A 25,766-nucleotide genomic window follows, 5' to 3' on the forward strand; every position below is an offset into this window, starting at 1 on the left:
ACTTGATTGAAACAGACGCCCGACGCACCGCATTCCATCTACGGGGTTGAGAAATGGGGCAAAGACCTCATCGAGGTGACGGAAGACGGCGAAATCGGTCTGCGCAATCCCCTTGCACCAGAGACTGCTGCTATCAGCCTGCCCGGTATTCTGCGTGATCTGGACGATCGCGGCATCAAGGCTCCGATGATCCTGCGCGTCAGCTCCTATCTGGAGCACGAGATTGTCCATATTAACGAAAGCTTTGCAGAGGCGATTGCCCGGGTTGGGTACAAAAGCAGCTATCGCGGTGTCTTTCCGATCAAGGTCAACCAACAGGCTCAGGTGGTCGACCGGATCGTCGAGTTTGGGAAGAAGTACAATTATGGCCTTGAGGCTGGCTCGAAACCGGAACTTGTGGTCGCGCTTGCCCATCGTCTGGCCAATGAGGCGCTGATCGTCTGCAACGGCGTCAAGGATGCCGAGTTTATCCAGCTGGCCATCCTCAGCCGCAAAATCGGGTTCAATACAGTGATCGTGCTGGAAAGCCCGAAAGAGGCCGACACGGTGATCGAAGTCTATAACCAACTGGGCATCGAACCGCTGATCGGCGTACGGGTTAAACTGACCAACCAGATCAGCGGAAAATGGGAAGAAAGCTCGGGCGACCGTTCCGCCTTTGGCATGAACACCGATCAACTGGTCGCCACGGTGGACAAGCTGAAGGCCGCCGGATTGCTGCACTGCCTGAAGCTGCAGCACTCGCATCTTGGATCGCAGGTGCAGGACGTCAATGACGTGCGCCGCGCCGTGGGTGAGGCCTGCCGATACTATACCGAACTGACCCGCGAAGGCGTACCGCTGACCCATCTGGACCTGGGTGGCGGCATGGGCGTAGATTACACGGGCGAAAAGAAAGCCGCCGAAAACTCGATCAACTACACGGTAGAAGAATACTGCGCCAACGTGGTCGAAACCGTGGCCTATGCCATGGATGAAGCCGAGGTCAAGCACCCCACATTGGTCACCGAAAGCGGGCGCGCTATCGTTGCGACCTCATCCATGCTGGTGTTCAACGTGCTGGAAAGCACGCTTTATGACGCGCCAGACGGCCCTGAGGTCGAGGCGGATGATCATCACTTAGTCTCGGACCTTGCCGCCGTGCACGGATACCTCTCCAGCGACCGCCTTCAGGAATGCTGGAACGACGCCACTTTTTATCGCAACGAGCTGCGCGCCCTGTTCCGCCGCGGATATATCGACCTGCGCCAGATGGCGCGCGCCGAACGCATTTATCTGTCATTGATGGCCCGCCTCAAGGCGTTGGCTGCCAGTGATGAGCTCGACACGGATGTCGACGAACAGTTGGAAAAAGTGGCTGATATCTATCACTGCAACTTCTCACTGTTCCAATCGCTGCCCGACGTCTGGGCCATTGACCAGCTACACCCGATCGTGCCGCTGCAGGGTCTGAACGAAACGCCCGACCGCCGCGCGGTGCTGTCCGATATCACTTGCGACAGCGACGGCAAGATCGACCGGTTTATTCTGGCCGACGGTGTCTCGCCCAGCCTGCCAGTGCATTCCCTGCCCGAGAATGACGAATACTTCATGGGCGTCTTCTTTGTTGGTGCTTATCAGGAAACGCTAGGCGATCTGCACAACCTGTTCGGCGACACCAACGTGGTTACCATCGACCTGCGCTCCGATGGCGGTTTCGATCTGCTGCACGAGCAAGAGGGCGACACCATTGGTCAGGTCCTGTCCTATGTCGAGTTTGATCCGGCCGACTGTGTCGCCGCCTTCCGCAAAATGGTGGACGAGGCGATCTCGACCGGTACTCTGCTGGCCAAAGACCGCAAAACCCTGATGAGCGCATATCGCGACTCGATCAATGGCTACACCTATTACGAATAACCCCCGAGAGGAGATGACCCCATGGGAACTTTGAGTGGCAAAACGCTGGTTGTCGGCGCGGGCGGCGTCTCTCACGCTGCGGTGCACAAGATGGCGATGAATTCGGACATCTTCACTGAAATCACGCTGGCCAGCCGCACCAAGTCGAAATGCGACGCCATTGCCAAGGCCGTGAAAGAGCGTGTGGGCGTTGATATCGCTACTGCGGAGCTGGACGCTTATAAGGTCGCGGACACGGTCAAACTGATCAAGGACACCGGTGCCGAGGTCCTCGTGAACCTGGCCCTGCCCTATCAGGACCTCGTGCTGATGGACGCGTGCCTTGAGGCGGGCATCCACTACATCGACACCGCGAATTACGAGCCCGAGGACGAAGCCAAGTTCGAGTATCACTGGCAATGGGCCTATCAGGATCGGTTCAAACAGGCAGGACTGACCGCCATCCTCGGTTCGGGCTTTGATCCGGGCGTGACGTCTGTCTTTGCGACGTGGTTAAAGAAACACAAGTTGGATACGATCCGCCAGATCGACGTGCTGGACGCCAATGGTGGCAGCAACGATCAGGAATTCGCCACCAACTTCAACCCCGAGATCAACCTGCGCGAAGTGTTGGCCGAAGTGCGCCATTGGGAAGCTGGCGAATGGAAACACTCCCCCGCCATGACCCATAAGGTCGAGTTCGACTTTCCCGCCATCGGCCCCAAAAACATGTACCTGATGTATCACGAGGAGCTGGAGAGCCTCTCCACCCACTTCCCCGAAATCGAGCGCGCCCGCTTCTGGATGACCTTCGGCGACGCCTATATCACCCATGCCAAAGTGCTGGAAAATGTTGGCATGACCCGCATCGACCCGGTAATGCATGACGGCAAGGAAATCATCCCGATCCAGTTCCTGAAAACCCTGCTGCCTGATCCCGGCGATCTGGGTGCGGAAACCAAGGGCAAGGCCTGCATCGGCGACATCGCTACAGGTCAGGCCAAGGATGGTTCGGGTGAGAAAACATATTACATCTACAACATCTGTGACCACGAGGAATGCTACGCCGAGGTCGGCAGCCAGGCCGTCAGCTACACCACCGGTGTCCCCGCCATGATCGGTGCCGCGCAGGTGCTCAAAGGCAACTGGACGCAGCCAGGTGTGTGGAACATGGAACAGCTCGACCCGGATGATTTCATGGACATGCTAAACGCCCATGGCTTGCCATGGCAGGTCCACGAACTGGATGGCCCGGTCGAGTTCTGATCCGCCAAGCTTCATCTGGCCCTAAATACCTCGGGGGGTCCGGGGGGGCAGCGCCCCCCGCCCTCTCCAAATTCGGAGACGCCTGATATGTCCGACATGATGACCACCCAAGCAGGCGATGCCGGTGCCTTCCGCAATTTCGACCTAAACCGCGTGCCAACGCCTTGCTTTGTGGTTGACCAAAAGGCGGTTGAGCAAAATCTGGTGATCTTGTCCGACGTCGGCAGCAGGTCCGGCGCCCATGTCCTCGGTGCCCTCAAAGCGTTCTCAATGTTCTCGCTTGCTCCGCTGGTCCGCCAACATCTTGACGGTACCTGCGCCAGCGGTATCTATGAGGCGCGTTTAGGCCGCGAAGAATATGGCGGCGAAGTCGCCACTTACTGCGCCGGGTACAAAGACGCTGACATGGATGAAATCCTGTCGCTGTCCAACCATGTGATCTTCAACTCGCCCGCGCAAAAGAACCGGTTCCTAGCCAAGGCACAGGCAGCCAAAGTACAGGTCGGCCTGCGCATCAATCCGGAACATTCCGAAGGCGAGATACCCAAATATGACCCCTGCGCGCCCTGTTCGCGTCTGGGCACACCGGTCAGCCAACTAAGCCATGAAATCATGGTTGGTGTGGACGGCCTTCATATGCATACACTTTGCGAACAAGGGTTCGAGCCCTTGATGCGCACATGGGAAGCCATTGCACCAAAACTCGCCCCGTTCCTGGGTCATCTCAAATGGCTGAACTTCGGCGGTGGCCACCATATCACCCGCGACGACTATGATCGTGATGGGTTGATCGCGTTCATCAAGGCGATCCGCGAAACCCATGACGTCGACGTCTATCTTGAACCCGGCGAGGCTGTGGCACTGGATGCGGGCATTCTGGTGGGCGAAATTCTCGACCTGCCGACCAATGGCATGGCCCTTGCGATCACCGACATCTCGGCCACATGCCACATGCCCGATGTGATCGAAGCCCCCTATCGCCCTGCCCTGATGGACGAGGCCGAGGCAGGGCATACCTACCGTCTGGGCGGCCCGTCCTGTCTGGCGGGGGATGTGATCGGCGACTATACGTGGGACAAACCGCTTGAGATCGGCCAACGCTTTGCCTTCCTAGATCAGGCGCATTATTCGATGGTCAAGACCAACACCTTCAACGGTGTCCCCCTGCCCACAATCGCCCTGTGGAACAGCGAAACCGACGCGTTGAAAATTATCAAACAATTCGGCTATGACGACTTTAAAGAGAGGCTCTCATGAGCGTTTTCCTCGACAGTGAACTGACCACATCGGAACGGACCGAAAACGCCCGGTTTCGTGTAATCCCAGTACCGCTGGAGCGCACGGTATCCTACGGCTCGGGTACAGCCGGTGGCCCGGCGGCGATCATAGAGGCCAGCAACGAGCTGGAGCGCATCACCGGCCTTGCCGAGCCCTGCACAGCGGGTATTTTCACCGAGGAACCTTTGAGCTGTGACGGCCCTATGCCTGCAGTGATGGAACGCCTTGCCCTGCGCACCGAAGCCGCCATTCGCGCTGGTAAAGTGCCGGTCACTCTGGGCGGTGAGCATTCGCTGAGCTACGGTGCCGTGATGGGTGTGGCCCGCGCGTTGAACCAACCGATCGGGATCGTCCAGATTGATGCGCATGCGGACCTGCGCGACACGTATCAGGGTGAAAAGCACAGCCATGCCTCGGTCATGCATCTACTGGCCGAAGAAGGCGTCCGACTGGCCCAATTCGGCGTCCGGGCCTTTTCGACCGAAGAGGCGCAGAGCCGGGTGAAGAACAACGTGTTCCACATTGATGCCGAGGAGCTGGTCACCGGCAACATCCACGCGGTCGATCTGCCCAAGGATTTCCCCGAACTGGTCTATGTCAGCTTTGATGTCGACGGGCTGGACCCTTCGCAAATGCCGGCCACAGGAACACCCGTGCCCGGCGGCTTGGGCTATTATCAGGCGCTACAACTGGTCGAGCATGCCCTTCGGGGGCGCAAATGCGTGGGGTTCGACGTGGTCGAACTCGCCCCGGACGGCAATGCCGCCTGGGACTTTACCGCCGCACAGATCGTTTACCGTCTGATGGCCGCCTGCTAACCTTCGGCGGTTTCGTTCAACTCCATATGCCCCTCGCCGCGGCTTAGGACACGGCGCAGCATCGGCTCGAAGAACTCCAACGGTTTGGTCGGGTAATCCGGATCGAACGCCTTTTGGTCGTATTCATGGCAGAAATAGCGGCAGTCCTCCCAATAAGGACTGTCGCGGTACTTGTCTCGGGCGTTGCGGTCTCCGCCCAGGTGGTGATTGTAGTAATAGCCCTGGAACACGCAGTGATGTTTGAGGATCCAATGGGTTTTCTCGCTGACATAGGGCTTCATCATCGCCGCTGACAGCTCTCCATGGTTATAGGGAGACAGGATATCGCCGGTGTCGTGGATCAGCGCTGCGACGACCAGCTCTTCTTCCGCCCCATCCTCATAGGCGCGCGTCGCGGCCTGCAGGCTGTGCTGATAGCGGTTCACGGGATAGGGCGTCCAATCCTCGTCCAGCGAACGGATCGCATCCAGTATCCTGTCCGGCAACGCGGCGTTATAGGCCTCTTCGTATTCCATAACGGCGTCCCAATCGGCCTTGGTCGCCTCTTCAAAGCTGGTCCAGGTGGGTTTGTGGGTTTTGTCCAGCATGGTCCGGTCCTTTTGACTGATCATCCAACCGCAGCCTAACGCAGAAAACCTGAGCGAAAAAACGAATTAGCTTGGCCGAAGAACATTGCGCCGAAATGCGCCGTAACTTCAGGCTTGGGACAATGCCCGCGAGTGTTTTCTTGCGCGCACGCGCAGAAGCGGACGACCTGCAATCAAAAGAAACAGGCACGAGATCAATATGCCCATGACAGCAGGCAAATAGAGCAATAGCCACAATTTCGGGTCTTCGATCACCAACGGGGACACAAAGCCGCGCATACCTTCCAAAAGGACCAGAATTATGAATGCTCCAAAAATCTGTGGCCACAGGCCAAATCTGGAAAAGCTGCCCAACATAAGGGTTGCATAGCCCGCCATCGCGACCGCGATACAAATGGTGATCCACGAAAATCGCTGATGCAGCTCGTCGATCAACGCGCCCTCAGTGAACCCTTCTGCTGCCGCAATCGCAGCCCGGTCGCGCAACAGCTCTGCGGTGGGAATGGCCTCGAGGCTTCGCTCGGCCGCGTTGTCAGTACTCGTCAATTCTGAGATGTCATAGGACGCGTCCTGAAACAGTGTAGACGACAGGGTACGTCCCTGCCGGTCCTGACGCAGGGCAACTCCGTCAACCATCACCAGATGAATGCCCGAGCCGTTATTGACCAGATAAGCTGTTTGGCTGGAATAGCTGACCGGGCTGGTTTTATCCCGCCGGTCCGAAACAAAAACTTCGCGCAAAGTCCCGTCCAGATCAATTCCCCCAATATAGACGGTCACGTCACTTGCAGGATGCAGGAATTCGCCTTCATTCAATAACTGCGCTGTGACGTCACCCGCCACTTCGGCCTGCCGTTTTTCCAGTAGATCGACCGAGGCCGGGCGCAGGAAAACACTGATCGAGGCCATCATCAGACCAGCAACAAGACCGAACAGAACCACAGCGCGAGCCAGCCGCCACGGGCTGGAGCCTGTGGCCAGCATCACCGTTAGCTCGCTTTCACGGCTCAGGCGGTTGGTGGCATAGACGGCCGCTGCGAACACGGCCATGGGCATCACCGTACGGATCAGCGTCGGCAAAGTAAGAGCGGTAAATTCAAGAAACACCATGGCCGATTGACCACCGCTGATGACACGGTCAAACAGGCTGACCGAGCGGGTGATCCAGAAAACCCCCACCAGAATCAGAGTGAAAAAGCCGAACAGAATCAGCAGTTGCCGCAGGAAATATCCATCGAAGCGCGACATGTATCCTCATCCGGCTACCTGAAATTCGTTTGGACAATATGCCAATCCCCTGACCGAGGAAACCGCATAGCCCAAAAATTATAGAATTTGAGCCGTGCGCACTAAAACGGCTTATGCCACATCGGAATTGGCACCCTGATCCAGAATGCTTACCTGCCCGGATCAGTCCAGCGTTTCAGACAACGATCTGAGCAGGTGATTGAGTTGATCGCGCTGTTGCAGGGACAAACCCTGAACCAGGCGCTGCTGAGTCTCTACATGATCCGAAACGGCGGCCTCAATCGCTTTGAATCCGTTTTGGGTAAGACGGATCAGGAAGCCCCGGCCATCCTCAGGGTTTTGCACTCTTTCGACCATCCCCGCCTTAACCAGTTGATCGACGCGATTCGTCATTGTGCCGGACGTCACCATTGTAAGCTCCAAAAGCTCGCCAGGTGAAAGACCCTCTGGCTTGCCAGACCTTCGCAACGTGGCAAGGACATCAAAGCTGGCAGCGTTCATGTCATGAAGAGCCCAAGTATGCTCCATCGCCCTTCGCAACTGAACCGCCAACCGCGTCAGTCGACCAACGGTTTCCATTGGCCCCACATCCAGGTCGGGCCGGGCACTGTTCCACTGCGCGATAATTTGCTCCACATGATCCATGAATTCTGGCTAGCCCAACTTTATCTTGACGTCAAGATTTTGCAATATATCTTGACGTCAAGATAAAGGGATTCGCCATGAGACACCAAACCGACATCGCCCTAACTGCTGTTGCCCCTTTGATCTGGGGTAGCACCTATTATGTTACGACCGAATTTTTGCCCGTCGGATATCCGATCACGATGGCCGCGCTGCGTGCGCTGCCTGCCGGACTGCTGCTGCTAGTTTTGTCCCGTCAACTTCCAAGGGGTCATTGGTGGGGCCGCATATTCATTCTAGGCGCGCTCAATTTCACCGTGTTCTGGACCCTGCTTTTCGTCGCGGCTTACAGGCTCCCCGGTGGGGTCGCAGCCACTGTCGGCGCGGTACAACCTCTTATTGTAGTCTTCCTGTCGGCATTTCTGCTGAACACCCCGGTTGGGCTGAGATCGGTCGGCGCAGCGCTGCTGGGGGTGATCGGCGTCGGGTGCCTTGTCCTCGGAACAGCTATCAATCTTGATACGGTTGGCCTGATCGCTGGACTGGGTGGCGCCCTTTCGATGGGGGCAGGAACTGTCCTGACGCGCAAATGGCAACCGCCGGTGCCGCTGCTGACATTTACCGCTTGGCAACTAACCGCCGGCGGGCTGTTGCTGGTGCCGCTTGCACTGATATTTGAGCCCGCCTTACCAGCGCTTGAAACAAACAGCCTTCTCGGAATTGGATATCTGAGCGTCATCGGGGCTGCCCTGACCTATATCCTGTGGTTCCGAGGCCTCGCCCGGATCGAACCCTCTGCGGTCTCGGCACTTGGCTTTCTCAGCCCGTTATCCGCCGTAATGATTGGTTGGGTCATACTTGGGCAAAACCTGACCTTTGTGCAGATCACCGGTGTCTGTATCGTACTTCTGGCGGTCTGGCTGGGGCAAATGGGCAAGCGTACCGGCCGTTCGAATGTCACCATCAGAAAGCCCGCCTGAAACTCCTGGCATCGATGTACGAGTTTTGTGCTAAACTGTGTGCTGTGCAACGCCCGGGCAAGAAAGGTATCACGTGTCAAAAAGCCGAGTAAAACCGCGCTATTTTGCCATCGCCCTGCTGCCGGTATGTGTTTTCGCAATCCATAAACTGATCCAGAACCAAATGATCGCCAATGAACTGGACGTTCCAGTGAACTTTGTGTTGAGCGGTAGCTCTTGGCAGGAAGCCGTTGGTCGGTTTCGGTTTCTTGCCGCGTCCTGGTTCTTTTTATCGCTGGCCTTGTTGCCCGTGGCAGTCTTGTTCCGGACCCTGTCACGCCCGATCGAAAAAAACACCCGGATCGCGGCAATCGCGATTGTAGTCGCCATCGTGTTTCTGGCTCTCGTGCCGACCATTCAAAAGCATATGACCGACCAAAGCCCGCAGATTTACCACCAGATCGGCAAAGCCGTTTTTGAAACAGCATTGTCGCAAGGCACCTTACCGGCATGTTCCGGTTCGGAAGATAGCTGGATGTTTGGGAAATGCGGGCAAGCCCCTGTTCTTTCACTGTTCAACCGTATTCTGGACCTGGTGAATGCAATGGCCGGCCTTGCGATCGGGTCGCTGATTGTCGGAATGATATTGTGTCTTGGACGGCATGAATCTCAGGACATCGAAGCAACAGCAGTTGAGCTGGCGCAAAACCTGCGGAATATGCGGCAGCAACTCTACCTGTCCAGTCTGGTGCTGACCTTCGGCATGTTCTTTGCCGCAAGCTGGATGTACTGGCCCTTGCCCATGATCGCTGAATCAGAAAGGGCCGCCTATAGCGCATTGCTCAACGCATCGGCCTTGTTCACCGGCACATATTTTTGCTTGCTAATGCTCAGCTACTTTCTTCCCGTGGCAGTCCTTCTGGACGGAAGAATTTCTAACCTCGCTTTGGCTGCCCGAAATCAGGGCGGCACAGACCAGGCATTCGACATTGATGACTGGAGATCGTCGCATAAGCTGACAGAAGGCACAGGTGACATCATCCGCGCCGGCTTCGCCCTGACGGCCCCAATCTTGGCCGCTTTTGCCGGTGGCATATCACCGATTTTGGGTTAGACCGTGATTTGTTGAGCAACCAGAACGCGGTTTATCGCATCGGTCGAATGCTCTGCTGGTCCAAGTTGTAACAGCTAGGCTGCGCAAAGGGTCACGCGTGTCCCATTCCGCCCAAGCTGGCACAAACTTCTGGCAATGGAGAGAATGGCAGGGGCAGCAGGGTTCGAACCCGCGACCTACGGTTTTGGAGACCGTCGCTCTACCAACTGAGCTATACCCCTAAGGTGCGCCTCAAATATGCCAGCCGCGCGGCGGACTCAAGAGGCTTTTTCAGATTCCTCCTCAGTTATGCGCACGACAAACAAGTTGCGTATGGCGTTGAGTTCTATAAGACACGGTTTGATCAATATGAGGGTCACCATTAGTGAGTATCCGCAAGAAAATCGCCGATAGCGAGGCCGTCCTGAATTGGACCGCCCGCCGCATCGCGAGCTATATTCGGATGGTTAACCGCAACACCCAATGGCAACGCATCGGCTATGAAGAGCTGGACCAACTGGCCGATCAGGGCGAGCCGGTCATCGTTGTCCTTTGGCATCAGCGACTGGCACAATCGCCCTATTTCTTTCCGTTGGATAAGGGGCGTATCTGCTCGATCACATCCTCGGCACGCGCTGGCAGCATGGTTGGTCGGGTGCAGAAACTGTTCGGCATGGACACCATCGCCATGACCAGCAAAAACGCCAACAACATCGCGGTGTCACGCGAAGTGATCGGCAAGATCAAGCGCGGCATTTCCATCGGGATCGCTGCTGACGGCCCGCGCGGCCCGGAACGGGTGCTGTCGACCGTGCCTCTGGTCTGGGCCCGCACCTCGGGCAAGCGGGTCTTCGGGATCACCTTTTCCGCTCGCCACGGCAGCGAGGCCGGAACCTGGGACCGCCTGCTGATGCCACGCCCTTGGCGCAATCAGGGCGTCTTTTTGTGCCGGGAATGGACCGAAAACGTTCCCCGCAAGGCCAGTGAAGAAGAACTCGAGGCCCTTCGCCTCAGCCTTGAGGCGCATATGAACGACATCACCGCCGAAGCAGACAGGATGGTCGGGCGCGAACCCTGGTCTCCCCAAGGCTAACCGCCGCGCAGCCTTTGCATCAGATAGACTTCGCTGCCCTCGGGGATCGGTTCGGTCAGCCCGCTGGCGATCACGCGCCCGTTGATTGAGATAGATACACCGGCATCAATCGGTGCCTGAAGCTGCGGATGAACCCGCGCAAGTTCCCGCAGCAGCTCGCCAGTGGTTTTGGCCTCAACCTCGACCACCTGTTGACCCCCGGTCAAAGACCGGAGGCCGGACCACAGGTGGACCTCAACCATTGTCCTTGAGCGCCGCCAAAATGCGTGGCGGTGACATTGGCAGTTGTTTCATCCGCACACCCGCTGCATTCGAAACCGCGTTGGCGATGGCTGCCAGCGGTGGCACGATGCCAGTCTCGCCCACGCCGCGCACACCAAACGGGTGGCCGGGATTGGGCACTTCGACGATCACCGTATCGATCATCGGCAAGTCGCTGGCGACCGGGATACGATAATCGAGGAAGATCGAGTTCTGCAGACGACCATCCTCGCCATAGACATATTCCTCGTTCAGCGCCCAACCGATGCCCTGCGCCGCGCCACCCTGATACTGGCCTTCCACATAGGTCGGGTGGATCGCCTTTCCGGCGTCTTGAATGACCGTATAGCGGGTGATGCTGGTCTTGCCGGTCTCCGGGTCGACCTCGGCATCGACGATATGGGTGCCAAACGACACGCCTGCGCCTTCCGGGGTTGCTTCGAAATGGCCCGAGATCGGACCGCCGGTCGCACCCATATCAGCGGTGATATCGGCCAGCGGCATCGGGTCGAAATCGCCCGCATTGGGGCCCGAGGGCACCGCGCAGCCGTTTTCCCATTTCACCGCATCCACCGGGATGCCCCACTTGGCCGCCGCGCGTTCGCTCAGCTTTTCAACCGCATGCCGGGCCGCCTTGATCGTGGCCAGCCCTGAGGCATAAGTCACGCGCGAGCCGTGCGAAACGTCGTTATAGCCGAGTGTTGCCGTGTCCGCGATGGTGACGCGGATATTCTCGTAGGGAATGCCCAACACCTCGGCTGCCATCAGAGCCATCGACGCGCGCGAACCGCCGATATCGGGCGTGCCGACCATCAGCTGGGCCGAACCATCCTCGGACAGGGCCAGCGACACGGATGTCTCGCCCCCGTGATTGAACCAGAATCCACAGGATATCCCACGCCCCTGCCCTGGTTTCAGTGGCGCAGAATAGTGCGGATGCGCCTTGGCGGCCTCAAGCGTTTCGACCAGACCGATGCGTTCGTAGCGCGGGCCATAGCTGGCCTTGGTACCTTCGTAGGCGGCGTTTTTCAGGCGCACATCCACGGGGTCCAGCCCCAGCTTCTTGCACAGCTCGTCAATCACCGATTCAACCGCAAACGCCCCCATCGGCGCGCCGGGCGCGCGATAGGCGGCCTGTTTCGGGCGGTTGGCCATGACATCATAGCCCACCTGCTTGACGTTAGTCAGGTTATAAGGAGCAAAGGCACACATGGCCGTCATATCACCCGGCGCGCCGGGGAAGGCCCCACCCTGCAGGCGGAACACGCCTTGCGCTGCGGTGATCGTGCCGTCTTTCTTCATCCCGATCTTGATATCCATCGACGCGGAGGCAGTCGGACCGGTGGCCCGGAATACCTCGGATCGGGTCATCACCAGCTTGACCGGGCGGTTGGCCTTGCGGCTCAGCGCCAGCGCGACCGGCTCGATGAATACGGTTGTCTTGCCACCAAAGCCGCCGCCAATCTCGGACGCCGTCACCCGCAGTTGCGATGTTTCGATCCCCAGCAAAGCCGCACAGGTTTTCTGCGCGATCCAGTGACCTTGGGTGGTGCACCACAGCTCACCCTTGCCGTCATTTCCCAGCGCCGCCAAACAGGCATGAGGTTCGATATAACCCTGATGGGTTGCCTCGGTGACAAAGCTGTCTTCAACAACCAGATCCGCTTCGGCAAAACCGACCTCGACATCGCCATGCCCGCTTTCGTGATAGCGCACGACGTTCGGGTGCATCCCTTCGGGCACGGAATAATCCGCCGCCCCCTCGCGTATAACCGGAGCGTCCGGGGCCATCGCTTTGTCGACATCGGTCACATGGGGCAGCACCTCATATTCGACCTCAATCAGCTTGAGTGCATCACGCGCCGACAGCGCCGACGTTGCCGCAATAGCTGCCACCGCGTGGCCGTCATACAGGGCCTTCTCGCCTGCCATAACGTTTTCCAGCACGTTCCAGAACTCACCTTCAAGACCGGGCTTAAACGGCACCTCAGCGAAATCGTCACGGGTCACAACGGCTTTGACGTCTTTATGCGCTTGGGCCTTGGAGGTGTCGATCTTTACGATCCGCGCATGGGCATGGGGTGAGCGCAGAATAGCCCCGTGCAACATGCCCGGCGCGGTGGCGTCAGCGCCAAATTTCGCGCGCCCCGTGACCTTGTCCAGCCCGTCAGGGCGGTTCGGTCGGGTACCAACGAAAGTGAATTCAGATTTGCGATCGTCGAGTGCCATTACGAAGCCTCCCGCAGTTCAGCCGCTGTATCCATCACGGCGCGAATGATCTTGTCATACCCAGTGCAGCGGCAGAGATTACCAGCCAACCAAAACCGTGTCTCTTCCTCGGTCGGGTTCGGGTTCTTTTCCAGCAACGATTTGGCCGCGACCAGAATACCGGGGGTGCAGATACCGCATTGAAGAGCAGCATATTCAATCATCTTCTTCTGCAGCGGATGCAGAACGTCCCCGTCTGCAATACCTTCGACCGTCTCGATCTGTTTACCCTCTGCTTCGATCCCAAGCATCAGGCAGGAACAAACCAAACGGCCATCGACAGTTACCGAGCAGGCACCGCAATCGCCGGTGCCGCAGCCTTCTTTCGCACCGGTCAGGTTCAGCTTGTCGCGCAGACAGTCCAGCAGGGTCTCGCGTGGGTCACATAGGTATTCGACCGTGTCACCATTGACGGTGGTGGATACGTGGAACTTGCTCATGCTTGCTCTCCCTTGGCGCGGGCATAGGCGATTTTCGCGGCGCGTTTGGCCAGAACCCCGGCCACTTCTGTACGGAATGCGATCGTGCCGCGCTTGTCGTCGATCGGGTTACAGGCAGTAGATGCGGCAGCGGCAAGCGCGTCCAATGCAGCATCGTCAAGGGTGCTGCCCATGATCGCCTCGGCGCAGTCTTCGACAAGCAGAACAGTCGGAGCCACAGCACCCAGCGACACGCGGACCTCGGTGATGGTATCCCCGTCCAGACGGAGATTCACACCTACGCCAACCACCGCAATATCCATCTCGGTCCTGGGGATGAACCGCAGATAGGCATCACCTCCGTTTTCGCCGCGTGCAGGAATATTGACCGCCGAGATCAGTTCACCCTTGGCCAAAGACGTTCTGCCCGGGCCGGTCGGAATATCTTCGACGGCAACCTCACGGGTGCCACCTGGTCCGGTTACTGTCACGGTCACGCCCGCTGCCACCATGGCTGGCACCGAATCCGCCGCAGGCGAGCCATTGCACAGGTTGCCAGTCAGCGTCGCCCGCCCCTGCACCTGAGTCGATCCGATCAAATCCATCGCTTCGACCACGCCGGGCCAATCGCGGCCCAACCCGGGATGTTCGCTCATTTCCGCACCCGTCGCCGCCACGCCCAGCGTCCAGCTGCCGTCAGCATTGCGGGTGATATCGCTTACGCCATTGATTTTCTTGATGTCTATCAATGTATCAGGCGTCACCAATTCCGAGCGCAACTGCACCAAAACATCGGTGCCACCGGCAAGAAACCGTGTAACGCCTTTTGCATTTTCTGCCAGAGCCGACGCCTCGGCAAAGCTGGCAGGGCTGTGATAATCCATGATTTTACCTCGCGCCTGTTGGTCAGGATCCACTGGGGTTCGCAGGGACGTTAATGCAGCAACACACTGGCGTCCATGGCAAGAACGACCTATTTTTCGATCCCGAAATGACGTTTCCAGACCTCGGATCAGAGGTCGATCTCGACCACCCCGTCCGGGTCCGCAGCACGGCTTTGGCACAGGATGATTGCGCCTTCGCGCTGCTTGTTCGACAGCACGAAATCCCTATGCTCGATTTCACCCGAAATCAAACCGCATTTACAGACGCCGCAAATTCCGTCCGAACATTTCACATCGACCTGAATTCCAGCTTCGTTCAGCACCTGCGCCGCGTGTTTGTCGGCGGGAACCTGCAGCTCTCGCCCCGATTTGGCCAGTTTCAGCGTGAAAGAATGGTTCTCATATTCGGGCTGCTCGGGGACCGAGAAATACTCCAGATGCCGCGCCTCGTCTGGGAACCCCTGACGTTCAGCTGCCTGTATCACGCCTTCCATGTACCGATCTGGGCCGCAGGTATAGACGTGCCAACCTGCCTGATATCCCGACAGGATTGACTGTAAATCAGCGCGCGTACCTTCGTCCGAGAAATGATAGTGCACGTGATCGGCCCAGGGCATTGCAGCCAGATCGTCCAGATACCCCGCCCCAGCGCGGGTACTGGCCGAGTAATGCAGGTCAAAGGGTTTGCCCAGACTGTGCAGGCGGTGGGCAAAAGCGATCATCGGCGTGATACCGATCCCGCCGCCCATCAGGAATGTCCTGGTGGCGGTCTCATCCAGTTCGAAATGGTTGATCGGTTTCGAGATGAAAACCTTGCGCCCTTCGGTAAAAATCCGATGCAACAGGGCCGAGCCGCCCCGCCCCTCATCCTCGCGCAAGACACCGATCTGATAGGTCACTGGGTTCGCTGGATCGCCGGACATTGAATATTGCCGCAGGAACTCTGGCGCGACCAGCACGTCCAGATGGGCGCCTGCGGTCCACTGAGGCAGCGGCGCACCATCCAGCGTTGAGAACTCGTACTTGGTTACATCTTCCGTCATCCGGTCGACCATGCTCAGCTCGACCCGCATGACAGGGGCATCACCTGCGATGGAATAGTTGTGAACAACAGACATGTCCCCGGCGGCCTTGCGTGCCTTGTACTCCTCTGCCGTGACCATCGCTTCATAAGCTGCAATCCCGGCTTCGCGGTCCATGGCAAAAGGATAGGGCCAGGGATGCGGGGCCAGATAGGCGGGATAGACCGCCAGCGTCTGATCCTCATATTTCAGGGCAAGGTCCGTCTGCAGGTTGCGCCGGTTCAGCGGATGCTGGGTCGGGCGATACGCGCCGTCGGGCTGCAATTCGATATCCCACCACCATTTCTTGGTGTCGTTCAAGCCACCATTGCCCACCGCATCGTCCAGTTTCGCCAGCGCTGGCGCGGCTTGGGGGAAGTTCATCGCGGCCCAGCGGAAGGGACGCTCCTTGAAGATGCCTTCCAGATTCCATGGGCAGGTTTTCATGCACCGCCCGCACATCGCACCACCCGATGTTGTCACACGGTAAGTTGCGCATTTCTGGCTGTCGGACTTCCAGATTTCATAGCCGTTGAACATCAGTTTTGGCCCGGCGGTGATCGCCCCCGAGGGGCATTCTCGCGCGCATTTATTGCAGCTTTCACAAAAACTCTGCAGTCCGAAATCTATCGGCTTGTCATGAGCCAGAGGCATATCTGTTGTGACCGCACCGGATTTCAGACGCGGGCCCAGATAGGGGTTCAGGATGACCTCGCCAATCCGGCTGACCTCTCCCAGCCCCGACAACAGCAACAGCGGAGGTTGCAGCACCTCACCATCCATCACCGTATGAGCCTTGGCCTTATACCCAAGGTTGCGGATTTGCTGTGCCATTACCCCGCCCAAAAGCGAGAACCGCAGATAGGCGCGCATGGATTGAGCGACCGCAATCCAGTCGTCACCGCTGGATCCCTCCATCGTCTCATAACCTTGGTCGATGATCATGCTGATGGCTTGATCATGTGGCGGTGTAATCTCTTCTCCGGCGGCATCATGTGAATACCACGCCCATTCGGGGCAGCGGCTGAGGCCCACCGCATCCGCACCAAGGAAATAGCTCGCCGCTTTGATATTGGCGGCGTTCCGGACGGCATCTGTCGGCGGCGCTGTCTGGGCACTGTCCCCATCCTGCAGCAGAACAAAGGCGCCCAGCGCGCGCCGCTGCGCGAAACTGGGGGCCGCCTTGCGCACGTAATGCCCGCCCTTGGCCGCGTCCTGCATGGGTTTTCCCATGTCGCCGAATTGCGCCCGTGCAAACATGTCGGCCCGTTTGGGGACGCGGGCGACGTTTTCTTCATCAATGTAGGTGGTCGGCGTTTCGACGCGCTTGAGCTTTTCGAACGGATGCGCCCCATCCACATAACGGCGCTTAGCATAGGGGTCGCGGTTCAGCGCATTCTTGGCAAAACCCGACCCCAACCACCATGCCGGACCTTGCGTACGAAACCACGGTTGTTGAGCCATCGGACACAGCGGCTTGTCATGCGTGATCTGCAGCTCGGTCGTTACCACGGCCAACCCGAACCGGGTCCCAAGCCACGGGGCAACAAGTTGTCCACCTTCGGCCGAGGCCAATCCCGCGGCGACCGCCAGTTTGCCCAGATCAACATCCGACGACATCGCCGTATGCGCCCGTGCATCAAAGCCAAGCAATCGGATGTAGTTGGCAATCACCACCGCATTCTCGGTTGCCAACAAACAAGCGCGATGATCCTGCGCATCCACGATCCAATCGGCTCCGGGCTCGGACGGGTCCGGGTCACGGTTGTGTTCATATAGGAACACGATTGCATGGCGGTGGCTGTCGATCGGTTTGGGTGCAGCCTCGATACTGTCTTTCAAATCCGCCATGATGACGTCAATACCCGAGGCCAGTGTCTTGGTCTGCCGAGTTCTTAAGGCATCTGACAGCCGGTCGATATCGGGATTACGGCGTGGCGCGGATAACAGTGCTACGGGCGGCAGTGGTCCGCACCCGATCATCGACGCATCGTTGAAATAACCAAAGGCTTTCAGATGGTTGGCGCGCGCATTCGGATCTGACAGGATATCGCCCATTGCCGGGTTCACCAACCCGTCGCGGATTGCATCCATCATCGCCTGAAACTCACCCATCGCATTGACGATGCTGTGGGGCTGATCGGGTCGGCGAAAGCTAAGATCGCCCATAGGCGGCACCTGTGACAAGTCCGGCATTTCGTCTTGCCGCGCCAACCGCTCTAGCGGGTAGCTGCCCATATGAACTGGCCTGTTCCGGTCTGAAAAGAAACGGATTCCCATAGCGTGCCTCCCCTTGCCCGTCTGACTCTTAATGCCCGGTAGACAGCAATACCATTCATACTTAATCATAAATAATATGAATAAAAATGATTTCACTGATTTGGACGGCAAAGTCCTGCGGGTCTTTCTGACAATACTCGAGGAAAGCTCGGTCTCGAAAGCAGCCGATCGGCTGGGGGTCACGCAATCGGCAATCAGCCACACGCTGTCCAAACTGCGGCAGGTGCTGGGCGATCCGTTGTTTGTACGTTCAGGTCAGGGCCTGACCCCGACCGAACGTGCCTTGTCCCTGAAGGACCCTATTCAAACGGTGCTGGACGGGATGCGTGCCTTGACCGACGGTCGCCCATTTGACCCGTTATCCGAACAGATCGACATTCGCATCGCCACAAATGACATGCCACGCGAAGTGATATTCCCAAGGCTGTTGCGCGACACACGCGCCGAGGGTGCACGGCTACGGTTGGAGTTCATCCCATCGGGCGTTCCCGATCCGGACCTGTTGCGCAGCGACCGGTGTCAGTTGATGGTCACCCCTCTGCCGCCGGATGGGCCGGACATTTACCAGAAACGGCTGCTCGAAAGCCCGCTGATGATGTTTTATGATGCCGGCCATTGCACCCCGCCAAACAGTTGGCAGACCTACTGCGAGAGCGAGCATATCGAGGTGCGCTTTTCCGATGGCCGCAACGCCCGTGCCGTCATGCGGGGTGTTGATCAAAGCCAGATCAGAGCGCCGATTGTTACCCTGCCCCATTTCAACGCGATACCGGCCTTTGTGCGGGGCAGCTCGTTGATCTCGACCGATACCGCCTTGATGAGACAAGGTCCTCTGGCCGGGTTGGACTGTGCGCATTTGCCCTTCGAATGCACCCCGGTTCCGCTTTACATGGTCTGGCACCAAAGGTCGGCCAATGACCCGGCGCATCGTTGGCTGCGCAGAAGGATCGAAGCCATAGCAGCTGACATCAGCGCGCCTTGATCAAATGGGTCAGTGCAGCACCGGTTTCAAAGTAGGCGTGACGCAGGCGGGTCCAGCGTTCAGTATGTTCCGCCACAGCGGGAACTGGCAGCAACGCTGGATCCCCGGCCAAAAGGCTCTCAGCCGCCATACGGCCAAACACCGTGCCCGGCCCGATACCCCGGCCTGAATAGCCATGGATCGAAACCGCATCCGGTCCGATCCGAGTGATCTTGGGAATGTGGTCCGAGGTCATCGCAATGCGGCCATGCCATCCCTGCTGCAAGGGTTGATCCGCAAGCTGAGGATAAAGCTCTGACAGTTTGCGCTTGATCCATCCGGTGTGCGCGGCGCTGCCCGCATGTTCTAGATTGCCCATTGCGCCGAGGATAAAGCGCCCTTCGTGATCCATTCGGAAAGAGGTCATGATCAGGCCGGTATCCCAACATCCTTCGGCTCCGGGAAGAATACTCGCGCGCAGATTGTCGGACAACGGCGCAGTAGTGAATTGAAAATACGAGACAGGAACATAGGCCGGTGCCGTATCGGGCAGGTTCCGATGATACGCGTTGGTGGCCTGGATCACTGATTTGGCGCGCACCGTGGCCTGCGGGGTTTCCAACAGCCACTGGCCATCGACATGGCGCATCGTCATCACTGGGCTGTGCGTGTGAACGCGTGCCCCGATTGCGGCAGCCGCGCGGGCCAGACCACGCACATATGCCATCGGCTGGATCGTTCCGGCGCGCGGGTCGAACAGAGCTCCACGAAAGGTGGCGCTGCCCGTGCGCTGGTACGTCTTGTCCGACGACAGCAACTCGACCGGAGCGCCTGCCTGACGCAACTGTGCATGGCGTATTTTCAAATCAGCAAGACCAGAGCCAGAATGCGCACAATGCAACGTGCCCTTGCGCATCGGCTCGCACTCGATCCCATGTGTCTGGATCACGCTGAATACTTCACTTGGGGCCGCCGCAAGGATTTCGATAAGACGCGTTCCGTCCGCATCCCCCAGATGGGCGCAAATGTCAGCAGGGCGCACCCAGAGTCCGGCATTGACCAGCCCCACATTGCGCCCGGATCCCCCATGCCCGATCTCCTGTGCCTCCAAGACACAGACCGAGGCTCCGGCCCGTGCGGCCGTCAAAGCCGCGGAACAGCCAGTATAACCGCCGCCGATCACCGCAAGGTCCACAGACAAATCGCTGGTCAGCGGGGCGCTCTCCACATGCTCGCGGCAGGTGTGTAGCCAAAGGGATTGATCGTAGTCGCTCAATGCGGGCTCCTTGCGGTGTCAAAAACCATTAGGACGCGGGATCAGGTCGTCGCAAGAGCCCTTTGATCCTCACGCCCCATCGCGATCAGGAAAGGCCGCGCCTCTTGCTGCGACTGAAACGCTGCCCGATCGCACATCCCCTGCCACCCGGCCAGAACCAGCGATTGCGCAACGGCACCGCCCAAAGTCGCTCCGGGGCCTGTCACGATGAACAGGTCAGGCGCGAATTCGCGCGCGGCGGTCTGGATTGCGCGGGTGAAGTCATAGGCCGCGGTCACCTGATGTCCCAGGGTGTAATCCCACAGTGCGTGCGTGTCCGTCGCACCCGGCCACCAGATTTTGCCACGCCCGTCGATCAGAGGCCGGTCAGGTTGTTTGAACAGCTCCGCACCAAGTTGCGTGCGCCCTTCCGCAGCCACCGGAGCTTGGAGGTGGGTGTGAAATGCGGCGTGATTTGCCAACCTCATGGGGAACCTGTCTTGCACGCTCGGCCACGATGCCTCGAACGCGCGCAAGCCCTCTTCGTTACCCGCTAGAACCAGCATTCCGCCCAAATCAATCGACAATGCCAGCACCTGACCGTCCTGCGCGTTGATCTGCGCCACATCCGCCAGCAATTCAGCCTTACGCTGAGGATCAGCCACCCAGCTATCGTCTGAAAACGGGTATACGAGCTGCCCACCAATTAGGTGGTCTTGCATCAGCGTCCCCATTGTGTTCACCACACGAAAGCCATTCTCGGGCGACACCGCGCCTCCGACGGCGAGGGCGATGTACCAGCCCATCGAGTTGCCGGTGACAGCCACCACTTCAATGTCATCGGCCAGCACCTGAGCATCAGCCAGAGATGCCGCGTAGATCAGAGGTGAGGCCACATCACCGCGCGAATACTCGCTGACCGTGAACCGATCGGCACCGTCCAGCGCCGTGACTGCCGCTTGCCCCGCATTGGCGCGGATGGCGTCAAACCCGCCAATCATCTGCATTCGGTTTGCGTGATGACGGTGCAAATAACCCAGCTCGGCCTTGTTATAGGTGCCCCGACCCGGGCAGATCACAACGGCGGTACGGGTCATGAGCGGTTTCCAGTCAGATTGATCGCGGCGGCGACAATATTATCCTTTGACGGCAATGGCGCAGCATATGCAGGCCCGGTCGCGATAAAGCTGTCTTCTGCCACTACACGGGCGATTGGGGTGTCGGGGCTTTCTTCGACGAAGAAAGTTGTCAGCGCTTCTGACTGGCTTCCGGTCCGACGGCATTCGTCAACGACCAGAATATGCGCACAGGTTTTGGTGGCCTCGCGCAACGCTTCTGCAGGTAATGGAGCCAACCATCGCATGTCGATAATCCGGGTTCGGATTCCTGCGGCCTCAAGTTCGGGCAAGGCTTGCTGCGACAGGTAGTGGCCATTGCCATAGGTCACAATCGCCAGATCGGTGCCGTCCCCCTGTACACCGACCTCGCCCAGGCGGATGCTGCGATCCGGCGAAGGATAGGTCGTCATCCATCCGGCATCTTGTGCCTGATGGAGGTCGCGCATCGGATAAAGCGCAATGGGTTCCAAGAATACCACGACGCGCTGCTCTTCGCGGGCCAGCCTTACGCATTCTCGAAGCATCTGCACCGCGTCCGAACCGGTCGAGGGGCAGGCAATGATCACACCAGGAATATCGCGCAGAACGGCCAGAGAGTTATCGTTATGGAAATGCCCCCCGAAACCCTTCTGATATCCCAGCCCGGCGATCCGCAGGACCATCGGATTGGTAAATTGCCCGTTCGAGAAAAAGGGCAAGGTCGCGGCCTCGCCCCTGATCTGGTCCTCGGCATTGTGGAGATAGGCCAGAAACTGAATTTCAGGGATCGGGACAAAGCCGTTATGCCCCATACCGATGGCCAGCCCCAGGATGGACTGTTCGTCCAACAGCGTGTCGATCACCCGATCCGGGCCGAACCGCTGTTGCAGCTTTTGGGTCACGCCATAGACGCCACCCTTGCGTCCCACATCTTCGCCCATGCACACGATCTCGGCGTGTTCCAGCATTAGATCGGTCAGTGCCCAGTTGATCAGACGACTCATCGGCTGAGGATCGTCCATCGCGCGCATGTCGCCGCCAAAAGCGGCTGAACGGGCCTCGGCCCCCGGACCATTGGTGGGTTTGCAGTCACGCTTTGGCGGGATCAGGCTGGCCATGACCTCGGAAGCGGTAGTCAGATGCGGGCGGGTCACAGCCTGTGCCGCGACCCTGTCGGTGCGGGCGCAAGTGTCTTGATAGATCTTCAGCGCCTGATCCGGCGATAGCACCCCGGCCTGATCCAACAGCCGCACCGAATGCAGCAGCGGATCATTTGCCTCATCAGCTTCGACCTCGGATTTCGCCATATAGGTCGTCGGGACGTCTGCGCCCGCATGGCCATAAAGCCGAACGGTTTTCAGATGCAGGAAAGCCGGTTTGCGCCGAGTGCGCACGTATTCCGCTGCCTCTTTCGCAACCGCATAGGTTTCGAAAATATCCAAACCGTTGGCCTGGAAATACTTGATCCCCGGGCGGTGCTCCATCGACGCCTGAATCCATCCCTTTGGCGTTCTGACTGAAATACCGATCCCGTTATCCTCACAGACGAACAACAGCGGCAGAGGGGTCGACTGTACGCTGGTCCACCCCGCCGTATTGATCGCCCCCTGCGCAGTGGAATGATTGGCCGACGCATCCCCGAACGAACACATCGCGATCCCGTCCTGTGGCAGCTCGCGATGTTCGGGCGGGTGCCGCCGCGCTGCACCCAGGGAATAGGCCGCACCCACAGCTTTCGGCAGATGGCTGGCGATGGTCGAGGTCTGCGGCGGGATCATCAGTGCCTTCGAGCCCAGTACCTTGTGCCGACCACCCGAGATCGGGTCCTCTTTCGAGCAGGCGAAACTCAGCAACATATCCCAAGCGATTTGCTGACCCGGCACCTGTTCGGATCGCGCGATCTGAAAGGCGGCATCCCGGTAGTGCAGAAACGCGATGTCCGTGGGCCGCAGAGCATGGGCGACAGCCGCCATGCCCTCATGCCCGGACGAGCCGATGGTATAGAACCCCTGCCCCGCCTTCTGCATCGCGCGGCTGGTACGGTCCAGTGCCCGGCTGAGAACCTGAGACCGGTACAGCGACACCGCATCGGCGTTGCTTAATCCCGGTCGCGGTGCGGCGCCGTCAGGCAGGTGGTGCTGCGCCACACGTGTCAGGAAATTCTCATGAACGATCTGAGCGCGATCCATGGCGGCCCCTCTACTTCAATCTGGCGGTCGCAACAGAAATGCGCCGCAACCCTTCTTGCAGGCTTTCGGTGGCGTAAGCAAAAGAAAGCCGCAGATGGCCCGGCAAACCAAAGGCACGCCCCGGCACCAGTGCCACCCCGACTTCGTCCAGCAGATACCGGCAGAATTCATGATCGACCGGCATTTCAGCCGGTGTTTTGGGAAAGACATAGAACGCGCCATCCGGAACGGCACACTCCAGACCCGCGGCATTCAACCTAGCAACCACAAGATCACGGCGTGCTCGCATCGCCTGCAGGCGTTCGCCCAAAAGCGTTTGCGGCCCGGTAATCGCAGCCAATGCTGCCGCCTGCGCGATGGAACATGCGCCTGATGTAATCTGCCCCTGAACAGCGGTCATCGCCTTGATCAAGGGTGATGGCCCGATTCCCCAACCGATCCGCCACCCGGTCATCGAATAGGCCTTGGAAACTCCATTTACGGTCAGCACTCTATCCGCCAGATGCGGCATGGCCTGAACAAATGGCGTGAAGGGAACATAGGTCAGGTGTTGGTAAATCTCATCCGAGATCACCCAAACATTGGGATGCCTGTCCAAAACACGACCCAGGGCCTGCATTTCCGATTCAGTATAGACCGCGCCGGTCGGGTTTGAGGGCGTGTTCAGCAAAAGCCAGCGAGTGCGCGGCGTAATTGCGGCCTCAAGCTGTGCTGGGGTCAGCTTGAACCCCTGAGAAACCGGACAGTCCAGGACAACCGGAATACCGCCGGACAGCCTGACCATATCCGCATAGCTGGTCCAGAACGGCGCCGCGGTAATAACTTCATCCCCGGGATCGAGCGTGGCCATCAGCGCCCCGGACAATACCTGTTTGGCCCCGGTCGAGACGATCACGTTTTCCGGCTGGACACTGGCCCCGACGGCGATAGCCGTCCGAAGGTCCGGCGCCCCTGCCGTCGCCGGGTACCGTGTTTGCCCGGCCAGCGCCGCTTTATGGGCCGCTTCGACCACATGTTCAGGGGTCGGAAAATCAGGTTCGCCAGTACTGAGCGCGACCACATCGACACCCTGCGCCTTAAGGCGCGCAGCCTGCTCAGAGATCTGAACAATCTCTGACAACTCAATCCCGCGCAGCCTGTCTGCACGCCTAAAACTATCTGCTGCGATATCCCTGGACACTGCCAACGTCTCTCTTGACCAAAATATTCATTTGGTATCGGGCTGGCGGGCCCTAAAAGCCAGTGATATTCCATCCGAAAGGTATGAGGAATTATCATATGATCGCCCCCCGTCGTTTTCTGCCGTCTATCCCCTCTCTGCTGGCACTCGAGGCCGTTGACCGCCTTGGCAGTGCTTCGGCGGCAGCGGAAGAGCTTTCGCTGACCCAAAGCGCCATCAGCCGACAGCTCAAGTCGATGGAGGAACAGCTGGGCATCGAACTGATCCAGCGAACCCAGATGCGGCTGCAGCTTACCCCGGCGGCAAAAGAATACGTTCAGGTCGCGCGCAAAAGCTTGCACCAACTGGCGCAGGCCTCCCTAAAACTCAGAGCCAATCCGACCGGAGGATCGCTGAACCTGTCGATCCTGCCAGCGTTTGGGATGCATTGGCTGGCGCCGCGTCTTCAGGACTTTGCTCGCCGACATCCCGAGGTGACCGTCAATCTGAACACCCGGCTTCGCCCCTTCGATTTCGAAACGGAACATTTCGACGCCGCGATTCATTTCGGGCGTCGAGATTGGCACGGCGTCAACTACCTGCCGATCATGCGTGAAAACGTTGTACCGGTTTGCGCTCCGGAAATTCTGCCAAAAAAACCCGAACAGATTGACTGGCTAATGAATGCCCCGCTGCTGCACCTGGAAACGCGCCCTGATGCCTGGGAGCAATGGTTTGCCGCACAAGGGCTTGTGGCATCCGGGCTTGGCGGCATGTTGTTCGACCAATTCTCGACCATGGGACAAGCCACAATTCATGGGCTTGGGGTGGCGCTGCTGCCCAGCTATCTGGTCGAAGACGACCTGAAAACCGGGCGGCTCGTTCCCGCCTGGAAAGGCCCGGGCGTCAGTCTGGGCGATTTCTTTCTGGTCTGGCCGCAATCCCGGGTGGCATCCGAGCCGCTGAAGTCGTTCTGTTCTTGGCTGCAAGGCCAGGTCGACCAAATCTCGTGACCGAGTCATTCCGACCACCCTAGAAAACTGCGCGGCCTTCGACCTTGCGTCCTGTGGGCGACAGGGATCGGGGCGGGA

21 protein-coding genes and 1 tRNA gene are annotated in these 25,766 nt (G+C 58.7%); 9 read left to right on the top strand and 13 right to left on the bottom strand.

Annotation, left to right across the window (positions count from 1 at the left end):
- Positions 1–6 precede the first annotated feature (6 nt).
- The 4 genes from speA (at position 7) to speB (ending at position 5,237) form a co-directional block, all read left to right on the top strand.
- Positions 7–1,896 (top strand): biosynthetic arginine decarboxylase, encoded by a 1,890-nt coding sequence (speA, locus tag AC2FH2_RS05130; RefSeq protein ID WP_281972444.1) that lies wholly within the window; start codon positions 7–9, stop codon positions 1,894–1,896.
- 21 nt (positions 1,897–1,917) lie between these two features.
- A complete protein-coding gene (locus AC2FH2_RS05135) occupies positions 1,918–3,141 on the top strand; it encodes a saccharopine dehydrogenase family protein (protein WP_496707962.1) in 1,224 nt (407 codons plus the stop codon).
- 87 nt (positions 3,142–3,228) lie between these two features.
- Positions 3,229–4,398, top strand: a complete 1,170-nt coding sequence (gene nspC / locus AC2FH2_RS05140) for a carboxynorspermidine decarboxylase (RefSeq protein ID WP_496823089.1) — start codon at positions 3,229–3,231, stop codon at positions 4,396–4,398.
- Complete coding sequence (speB, locus tag AC2FH2_RS05145; RefSeq protein WP_496823090.1) at positions 4,395–5,237, top strand: agmatinase; 843 nt, start codon at positions 4,395–4,397, stop codon at positions 5,235–5,237. Before nspC ends, speB begins: the two co-directional genes overlap by 4 nt.
- Here speB and AC2FH2_RS05150 read toward each other — a convergent pair.
- The 3 genes from AC2FH2_RS05150 to AC2FH2_RS05160 all read right to left on the bottom strand — a co-directional run bounded on the left by AC2FH2_RS05150 (position 5,234) and on the right by AC2FH2_RS05160 (position 7,717).
- Positions 5,234–5,824: an HD domain-containing protein gene (locus tag AC2FH2_RS05150; protein ID WP_496693681.1), complete on the bottom strand. Its 591-nt coding sequence runs from the start codon at positions 5,822–5,824 to the stop codon at positions 5,234–5,236. The two genes, speB and AC2FH2_RS05150, sit on opposite strands and share 4 nt — an antisense overlap.
- A 108-nt stretch (positions 5,825–5,932) precedes the next feature.
- Positions 5,933–7,072, bottom strand: coding sequence for an LPS export ABC transporter permease LptF (lptF, locus tag AC2FH2_RS05155; protein WP_142635808.1), 1,140 nt, complete (start codon positions 7,070–7,072; stop codon positions 5,933–5,935).
- Positions 7,073–7,234: 162 nt separating this feature from the next.
- Positions 7,235–7,717: a MarR family winged helix-turn-helix transcriptional regulator gene (locus AC2FH2_RS05160; RefSeq protein ID WP_281995324.1), complete on the bottom strand. Its 483-nt coding sequence runs from the start codon at positions 7,715–7,717 to the stop codon at positions 7,235–7,237.
- A gap of 77 nt (positions 7,718–7,794) precedes the next feature.
- Here AC2FH2_RS05160 and AC2FH2_RS05165 point away from each other — a divergent pair, with 77 nt between their 5' ends.
- Together AC2FH2_RS05165 and AC2FH2_RS05170 are read left to right on the top strand one after the other, a co-directional pair.
- On the top strand, positions 7,795–8,676 hold the full coding sequence (locus AC2FH2_RS05165) for an EamA family transporter (RefSeq protein ID WP_496823091.1): 882 nt from the start codon (positions 7,795–7,797) through the stop codon (positions 8,674–8,676).
- Between the two features lie 163 nt (positions 8,677–8,839).
- Positions 8,840–9,769: a hypothetical protein gene (locus tag AC2FH2_RS05170; RefSeq protein ID WP_496823092.1), complete on the top strand. Its 930-nt coding sequence runs from the start codon at positions 8,840–8,842 to the stop codon at positions 9,767–9,769.
- A gap of 145 nt (positions 9,770–9,914) precedes the next feature.
- On the opposite strand, the gene AC2FH2_RS05175 is transcribed toward AC2FH2_RS05170, so the two are convergent.
- A tRNA-Trp gene (locus tag AC2FH2_RS05175) sits at positions 9,915–9,990 on the bottom strand.
- Between the two features lie 143 nt (positions 9,991–10,133).
- On the opposite strand from AC2FH2_RS05175, the gene AC2FH2_RS05180 reads away from it, so the two are divergent.
- The gene (locus tag AC2FH2_RS05180; protein ID WP_496688816.1) at positions 10,134–10,841 is read left to right on the top strand and encodes a lysophospholipid acyltransferase family protein; all 708 of its coding nucleotides are present in this window, start codon (positions 10,134–10,136) and stop codon (positions 10,839–10,841) included.
- On the opposite strand, the gene AC2FH2_RS05185 is transcribed toward AC2FH2_RS05180, so the two are convergent.
- From AC2FH2_RS05185 to AC2FH2_RS05205, 5 genes are all read right to left on the bottom strand, one after another.
- A complete protein-coding gene (locus tag AC2FH2_RS05185; protein WP_142635798.1) occupies positions 10,838–11,083 on the bottom strand; it encodes a MoaD/ThiS family protein in 246 nt (81 codons plus the stop codon). The genes AC2FH2_RS05180 and AC2FH2_RS05185 overlap by 4 nt on opposite strands.
- Positions 11,076–13,331 (bottom strand): xanthine dehydrogenase family protein molybdopterin-binding subunit, encoded by a 2,256-nt coding sequence (locus AC2FH2_RS05190; RefSeq protein ID WP_496823093.1) that lies wholly within the window; start codon positions 13,329–13,331, stop codon positions 11,076–11,078. The genes AC2FH2_RS05185 and AC2FH2_RS05190 overlap by 8 nt, the downstream gene beginning before the upstream one ends.
- Positions 13,331–13,810, bottom strand: a complete 480-nt coding sequence (locus AC2FH2_RS05195) for a (2Fe-2S)-binding protein (protein WP_496823094.1) — start codon at positions 13,808–13,810, stop codon at positions 13,331–13,333. The genes AC2FH2_RS05190 and AC2FH2_RS05195 overlap by 1 nt, the downstream gene beginning before the upstream one ends.
- Complete coding sequence (locus tag AC2FH2_RS05200; protein WP_496823095.1) at positions 13,807–14,673, bottom strand: FAD binding domain-containing protein; 867 nt, start codon at positions 14,671–14,673, stop codon at positions 13,807–13,809. The genes AC2FH2_RS05195 and AC2FH2_RS05200 overlap by 4 nt, the downstream gene beginning before the upstream one ends.
- Positions 14,674–14,801: 128 nt before the next feature.
- Positions 14,802–18,014 carry a reductive dehalogenase gene (locus AC2FH2_RS05205; protein WP_496823096.1) on the bottom strand — a complete coding sequence of 1,071 codons (3,213 nt, stop codon included), beginning with the start codon at positions 18,012–18,014 and terminating at the stop codon, positions 14,802–14,804.
- A gap of 76 nt (positions 18,015–18,090) precedes the next feature.
- On the opposite strand from AC2FH2_RS05205, the gene AC2FH2_RS05210 reads away from it, so the two are divergent.
- Positions 18,091–18,996: a LysR family transcriptional regulator gene (locus AC2FH2_RS05210; protein WP_271948216.1), complete on the top strand. Its 906-nt coding sequence runs from the start codon at positions 18,091–18,093 to the stop codon at positions 18,994–18,996.
- Here the strand turns inward: AC2FH2_RS05210 and AC2FH2_RS05215 are convergent.
- From AC2FH2_RS05215 to AC2FH2_RS05230, 4 genes are read right to left on the bottom strand one after another with little or no spacing between them, the layout of a single operon-like run.
- Positions 18,983–20,251 (bottom strand): NAD(P)/FAD-dependent oxidoreductase, encoded by a 1,269-nt coding sequence (locus AC2FH2_RS05215; RefSeq protein WP_496823097.1) that lies wholly within the window; start codon positions 20,249–20,251, stop codon positions 18,983–18,985. The two genes, AC2FH2_RS05210 and AC2FH2_RS05215, sit on opposite strands and share 14 nt — an antisense overlap.
- Positions 20,252–20,292: 41 nt before the next feature.
- A complete protein-coding gene (locus tag AC2FH2_RS05220) occupies positions 20,293–21,327 on the bottom strand; it encodes an ACP S-malonyltransferase (protein ID WP_496823098.1) in 1,035 nt (344 codons plus the stop codon).
- Positions 21,324–23,516, bottom strand: a complete 2,193-nt coding sequence (locus AC2FH2_RS05225) for a dehydrogenase E1 component subunit alpha/beta (RefSeq protein WP_496823099.1) — start codon at positions 23,514–23,516, stop codon at positions 21,324–21,326. The genes AC2FH2_RS05220 and AC2FH2_RS05225 overlap by 4 nt, the downstream gene beginning before the upstream one ends.
- Before the next feature lie 10 nt (positions 23,517–23,526).
- On the bottom strand, positions 23,527–24,696 hold the full coding sequence (locus tag AC2FH2_RS05230) for a pyridoxal phosphate-dependent aminotransferase (protein WP_496823195.1): 1,170 nt from the start codon (positions 24,694–24,696) through the stop codon (positions 23,527–23,529).
- Between the two features lie 98 nt (positions 24,697–24,794).
- On the opposite strand from AC2FH2_RS05230, the gene AC2FH2_RS05235 reads away from it, so the two are divergent.
- A complete protein-coding gene (locus tag AC2FH2_RS05235; protein ID WP_496712041.1) occupies positions 24,795–25,688 on the top strand; it encodes a LysR substrate-binding domain-containing protein in 894 nt (297 codons plus the stop codon).
- The last annotated feature ends 78 nt before the right edge of the window (positions 25,689–25,766 follow it).

The organism is Ruegeria sp. YTSA105 (assembly GCF_059610225.1).

Bases quoted from the DNA above. Each gene is read 5' to 3' on its own strand.
- AC2FH2_RS05135 (WP_496707962.1), top strand. From the start codon at position 1,918: ATGGGAACTTTGAGTGGCAAAACGCTGGTTGTCGGCGCGGGCGGCGTC.
- nspC (WP_496823089.1), top strand. From the start codon at position 3,229: ATGTCCGACATGATGACCACCCAAGCAGGCGATGCCGGTGCCTTCCGC.
- speB (WP_496823090.1), top strand. From the start codon at position 4,395: ATGAGCGTTTTCCTCGACAGTGAACTGACCACATCGGAACGGACCGAA.
- AC2FH2_RS05150 (WP_496693681.1), bottom strand. From the start codon at position 5,824: ATGCTGGACAAAACCCACAAACCCACCTGGACCAGCTTTGAAGAGGCG.
- lptF (WP_142635808.1), bottom strand. From the start codon at position 7,072: ATGTCGCGCTTCGATGGATATTTCCTGCGGCAACTGCTGATTCTGTTC.
- AC2FH2_RS05160 (WP_281995324.1), bottom strand. From the start codon at position 7,717: ATGGATCATGTGGAGCAAATTATCGCGCAGTGGAACAGTGCCCGGCCC.
- AC2FH2_RS05165 (WP_496823091.1), top strand. From the start codon at position 7,795: ATGAGACACCAAACCGACATCGCCCTAACTGCTGTTGCCCCTTTGATC.
- AC2FH2_RS05170 (WP_496823092.1), top strand. From the start codon at position 8,840: ATGATCGCCAATGAACTGGACGTTCCAGTGAACTTTGTGTTGAGCGGT.
- AC2FH2_RS05185 (WP_142635798.1), bottom strand. From the start codon at position 11,083: ATGGTTGAGGTCCACCTGTGGTCCGGCCTCCGGTCTTTGACCGGGGGT.
- AC2FH2_RS05190 (WP_496823093.1), bottom strand. From the start codon at position 13,331: ATGGCACTCGACGATCGCAAATCTGAATTCACTTTCGTTGGTACCCGA.
- AC2FH2_RS05195 (WP_496823094.1), bottom strand. From the start codon at position 13,810: ATGAGCAAGTTCCACGTATCCACCACCGTCAATGGTGACACGGTCGAA.
- AC2FH2_RS05200 (WP_496823095.1), bottom strand. From the start codon at position 14,673: ATGGATTATCACAGCCCTGCCAGCTTTGCCGAGGCGTCGGCTCTGGCA.
- AC2FH2_RS05205 (WP_496823096.1), bottom strand. From the start codon at position 18,014: ATGGGAATCCGTTTCTTTTCAGACCGGAACAGGCCAGTTCATATGGGC.
- AC2FH2_RS05210 (WP_271948216.1), top strand. From the start codon at position 18,091: ATGAATAAAAATGATTTCACTGATTTGGACGGCAAAGTCCTGCGGGTC.
- AC2FH2_RS05220 (WP_496823098.1), bottom strand. From the start codon at position 21,327: ATGACCCGTACCGCCGTTGTGATCTGCCCGGGTCGGGGCACCTATAAC.
- AC2FH2_RS05225 (WP_496823099.1), bottom strand. From the start codon at position 23,516: ATGGATCGCGCTCAGATCGTTCATGAGAATTTCCTGACACGTGTGGCG.
- AC2FH2_RS05235 (WP_496712041.1), top strand. From the start codon at position 24,795: ATGATCGCCCCCCGTCGTTTTCTGCCGTCTATCCCCTCTCTGCTGGCA.